This window comes from Acidovorax sp. KNOB132 (assembly GCF_057541515.1).
The window spans coordinates 1-4,773 of record NZ_BAAJYT010000264.1 but is presented as its reverse complement, the minus strand read 5'-3'; the positions used below and the strand labels follow the sequence as shown (position 1 = coordinate 4,773).

General features: G+C 71.8%; 3 protein-coding genes and 1 pseudogene. All 4 read left to right on the top strand.

The genetic code is table 11. The features are described 5' to 3' along the window. Positions 1 to 1,234, top strand: a pseudogene (locus AC27IO_RS20510) (WGR and DUF4132 domain-containing protein); the annotation flags it as partial. Beyond that, complete coding sequence (locus tag AC27IO_RS20505; protein ID WP_498740488.1) at positions 1,228 to 2,604, top strand: DUF4132 domain-containing protein; 1,377 nt, start codon at positions 1,228 to 1,230, stop codon at positions 2,602 to 2,604. The pseudogene AC27IO_RS20510 and the gene AC27IO_RS20505, both read left to right, overlap by 7 nt. Positions 2,605 to 2,656: 52 nt before the next feature. Continuing rightward, positions 2,657 to 3,802, top strand: coding sequence for an ATP-binding protein (locus tag AC27IO_RS20500; protein ID WP_284393350.1), 1,146 nt, complete (start codon positions 2,657 to 2,659; stop codon positions 3,800 to 3,802). Continuing rightward, positions 3,799 to 4,773: DUF5682 family protein (locus AC27IO_RS20495; RefSeq protein WP_498740486.1), on the top strand; the 975-nt coding region annotated here is incomplete at its 3' end. The genes AC27IO_RS20500 and AC27IO_RS20495, both read left to right, overlap by 4 nt.

The following is a 4,773-nucleotide window of genomic DNA, read 5'->3' as shown; positions in this document are numbered from 1 at the left end:
GGCCAAGGCCGCCAGCAGCTCCAAGGGCGCGCTGGCGCGCCTGTCCCTGGCGGCGGACCGCTGGCCGCTCGCGGCGATCGCGGCCCTCTCGCGGCTGGTGGCCGCGGACGGAAAGGACGCGGGCCTGCTCACGCCCATGCTCTCGCGCCTGCTGCGTGCGCACGGTCAGAGCGTGCCTCTGCTGCGCCCCTGGCTGGATGCCGCCGCGCAGGCCGCCGTGGACCGGCAGCTGGCCCTCCTCACCGGCCCGGCCGAGGTGGCCGCCCGCGAAGAATTGCCAGCCGTGCTCGCCGATCCGCCCTGGCTTGCGAAGACCGCGCGCAAGACCGCGGCGGCGCTGGCGCTGGAGCCGCTGCCACTGGCTCCCGTCGAGGAATGGGCGCCGGGCGAACGCGAAGAGGCGCAGCGTCTCAACTCCTGGCATCTCAACCGCTTTGCGAAAGCGGCGCAGGACGTGCTGGAGATGGTGGATCTGCTGGGCTTCGACACGAACAGGAAAAAGCAGCTCGCCCCCCTGGCCGAGGACGCCGCGCGCGCCATCCGGGCGGGAAACGCCGACGCGCTCATCGCGGCATGGCGCGCCATGCTGGCCGAGCGCAAGCGCGAGCGCTACTACTGGTATTCCTTCGACTGCGTGGCCGCGGCCACGCTGCCTCCAGCGCTTGCCGTGCCGTTCTGGAATGCCGTGGCGGGCGAGGCCGAGGGCTACGGCGTGGGCCATGCCATCGCCAAGCTGGGCCTGCCCGCGCTGCCGGCGCTCGCTGCCATGGTGCGCGCGAAGCCGGCCGAGAACCTGGCCTGGGCGATGCACTACGGTGCCGTGGAGATCGCCCCCACGGCCGCACGCGCGTTCGCCAAGCTCAAGACCGCGCGCGACACCGGCCGCGCCTGGCTGCTGAAATACCCCGAGCATGCGGCCTGCGCGCTCATCGCGCCGGCCCTGGGCAAAGCGGGCGAGGCGCGCGACTGCGCGGGCGCCGCCCTGCGGCTGCTGCATGCGCAAGGCCACGGGGCCCTCCTGATGGAGGTGGCCGGCCGCTACGGTGACGATGCGGTCCTGCAGGCGCTGCGCACCGTGCTCGACGAAAGCCCGCTGGACCGCTTCCCGACCAAGCGCGCCAAATTGCCCGAATTCTGGCAGCCGCGCGGCTGGCGCCGCCCGGTGCTGCAGGACGCCCGGGCCGTGGCAAGGCGCTGCCCGACGAAGCGCTCGACGCGCTCGGCCAGATGCTGACCTTCCCCACGAGCGAGGAGGTGTATGCCGGCATCGCCGTGGCGCGCGAGGCCTGCACGCCCGATTCGCTGGCCGACTTCGCATGGGATGCGTTCGGCGCCTGGCTCGAAGCGGGCGGCCCGTCGAAGGACGGCTGGGCGCTGACCGCGCTGGGCCTGCTGGGCACCGACGACACCGCCCGCCGGCTCACGCCCTTCATCCGCGCCTGGCCCGGCGAGTCGGCCCATGCGCGCGCCGTCACGGGGCTGGACGTGCTCGCGCAGATCGGCACCGACGTCGCGCTGATGCTGCTCAACGGCATCGCACAAAAGATCAAGTTCAAGGGCCTGCAGGACAAGGCCCGCGAGAAGATCGCCGCCATCGCCGAGGCGCGGGGCCTGAGCCCGGAGGAACTGGAGGACCGCCTCGCGCCCGACCTGGGCCTGGATGCACAGGGCACGCTGCGGCTCGACTTCGGTCCGAGGGCCTTCAAAGTGGGCTTCGACGAGACGCTCAAACCCTATGTGCGCGAGGTCTCGGGGGACGGCAGCGACGGCGCGCGCCTGCCGGACCTGCCCAAGCCGAAGAAGACCGACGACCCCGACCTCTCGGCACAGGCCGTGGAGCGCTTCAAGCTGCTCAAGAAGGATGCGCGCACCATCGCCAGCCAGCAATTGCTGCGCCTGGAGGTGGCCATGTGCGCGCGCCGGCGCTGGACGCCGCAGGTATTCCGCACCTTCCTCGCCGGCCACCCGCTCGTGCGCCACATCGTGCAGCGCCTGGTGTGGGGGGTGTACGAGGTGCCAGATGGCGGCAGCTACGGCGGCCGGCTCGCGGCCTGCTTTCGCGTGGCGGAAGACGGCAGCACCACCATGGCCGAGGACGACCCGTTCGATATCCCGGAGGGCGCGCAGGTGCGCATCGGCGTTCCGCATGCGCTGGAACTGTCTCCCGAGGACGCCGCGGCCTTCGGCCAGATCTTCGCGGACTACGAACTGCTGCAGCCGTTCCCGCAGATCGGCCGCGACACCTACACGCTGACCGAGGCGGAGAAGGCGGACATCAAGCTATCGCGCTGGACCAAGGCCAAGGTGCCCACGGGCCGCGTGCTGGGCCTGGTCAACAAGGGCTGGCGCCGCGGACAGGCGCAGGACGGCGGCGGCATCTGGTACTTCACCAAGCCGCTGGGAGCCGCCCATGTGATCGAGTTGCACCTGGACCCCGGCATCATCGTGGGCATGGTGGACGAGTACCCCGAGCAGGAACTGGGCGAGGTGCAGGTGGGCAAGCCTTCCGCGTGGGGCGAGTTGCAGAATGCCGAGCCCATCGGCCGTCTGGACGCCATCTCCGCCAGCGAGCTGATCCGCGACCTGGAGGGGCTTCGCGCCTGACCGGCCATCGCATGGCTGCCCCCTGCCTTTCCCATCCCTGACCGACCGCACCATGGCCATCTCCCGCAAGACACCACCTCCCGGCGAAGCCGCAACCGCGGGAGTCCCGCTGCAGCGGCCGCCTTCCGAAATCCTCCATGCCGCGGAACTGGAGCGCCTGCGCGCACAGGACACGGACCCGCGCCCGCCCGGCTGGTCGCTGGGCCTGCGCGCCGCACGGGCCTTCATCCTGGGCGATGCGGCGCTGGGCATCGCCCCCAAGATCGTCGCGCCCGTGGCAAGCATCGAACGCATGCTGGTCACGCTGGCCACCGGCCGCGGGCTGATGCTCGTGGGCGAGCCCGGCACGGCCAAGTCGCTGCTGTCGGAGCTGCTCGCCGCGGCCGTCTCGGGCGTCTCCACGCTGACCATCCAGGGCGGCGCCTCGACCACCGAGGACCAGATCAAGTACGGCTGGAACTACGCCCTGCTCATCAACGAAGGCCCCAGCCCGCGCGCGCTCGTGCCCGCACCGCTCTACCAGGGCATGCAGCAGGGACGCATCGTGCGGTTCGAGGAGATCACGCGCGCGCCGCTGGAGGTGCAGGACTGCCTGCTGGGCATGCTCTCCGACCGCGTGATGGCGGTGCCCGAACTGGCGGGCGAACACGCCATGCTCTACGCCCGCGAGGGCTTCAACATCATCGCCACGGCCAACACGCGGGACCGCGGCGTGAACGAGATGAGCGCCGCGCTCAAGCGCCGCTTCGACTTCGAGACCGTCTTCCCGATCCTCGACTTCGACCGGGAGCTGTCGCTCGTGCAGGACGCCAGCGCGCGGCTGCTCGCGCAAAGCGGCATCCCGCACGCCGTGCCGGCGCCGGTGCTGGAGCTGCTCGTGTCCACCTTCCGAGACCTGCGCGGTGCACCGGCCGACGGCCAGCGCGGCGCGCCGCCCGATGCGGCCATGGACCGCCTGAGCGCCGTGATGTCCACCGCCGAGGCCGTGAACGTGGCCCACGCGGTGGGCGTGCGCGCCTGGTTCCTGGAGCGGCGCGAGGGCTCGCCCGCCGACCTGGTGGACTGCATCGCCGGCACCATCGTCAAGGACAACGCCGACGACCGCGCCAAGCTGCGCCGCTATTTCGAGCAAAAGGCCGCCAAGCGCACGGGCGGGCACTGGCGCGCGTACTACGAAGCGCGCCACCGGCTGCCGTGAAGGCCGGCACGGCGCCGCCCGCCGACCCCGTCATCCTCGGCGTGCGCCACCACAGCCCCGCCTGTGCGCGGCTGGTGGCGGCGCGCATCCGGGCGCTGCGGCCCGCGTTCGTGCTGATCGAGGGGCCCGCGGATTTCAACGACCGGCTGGACGAGCTTTACCTGCCGCACCGCCTGCCGGTGGCGATCTACAGCTACCTGGCGCGCGGCGGCACGCACCGCGGATCGTGGACGCCCTTCGCCGATCACTCGCCCGAATGGCAGGCGCTGCAGGCCGGGCGGGAAACCGGCGCGCAGGTGCGCTTCATCGACCTGCCTGCCTGGCACGACGCGTTCGCCCATCTCGAGAACCGCTACGCCGATGCGGCCGATGCCGAGCACCAGGCGCGGGCCGAGGCCTACGAGCGCGCGCTGGCGGACCAGCTCGCGGTGCAGGGCCGCGACGCGCTCTGGGACCACCTCTTCGAAGACGCAGGGCCGGAGGATGCGCAGGCCGGCTGGGAGGCCAGCGATGGCCTGGCGCTGCGCCTGTCCACGTACTTCGGCCACCTGCGCGGCGAGGGGGAGGCGGGTTCGCTCGGCAACCAGGCGCGCGAACAGATGATGGCGCGCTGGATCGCCTGGGCCATGGCGCAGGACCGCGGCGCCGTGCTGGTGGTGTGCGGCGGCTACCACGCACCCGCGCTCGCGCGGCTCTGGCGCGGGATGCCCACCGGCGAGCCGGAAACGCCGCAGCCTGCGGAAGACCCCGAAGACACTATCAAAAATATAGCAAACCACCCAATTACCACTAAGGCATCGGCACGATTTGGCTCTTACATCGTGCCCTACACCTTCCGGCGGCTCGATGCCTTCGCGGGCTATGCGTCGGGCATGCCGTCGCCGCAGTACTACCAGTGGCTCTGGGAGCACGGGGCCGAGGGCGCGGCCCGCGAGTTGCTGCGCGGCGTGGTGCAGCGCCTGCGCGAGCGC

Excerpts from the sequence above, each read along its gene's own strand:
- AC27IO_RS20505 (WP_498740488.1), top strand. The coding sequence starts at position 1,228 with ATGCTGACCTTCCCCACGAGCGAGGAGGTGTATGCCGGCATCGCCGTG.
- AC27IO_RS20500 (WP_284393350.1), top strand. The coding sequence starts at position 2,657 with ATGGCCATCTCCCGCAAGACACCACCTCCCGGCGAAGCCGCAACCGCG.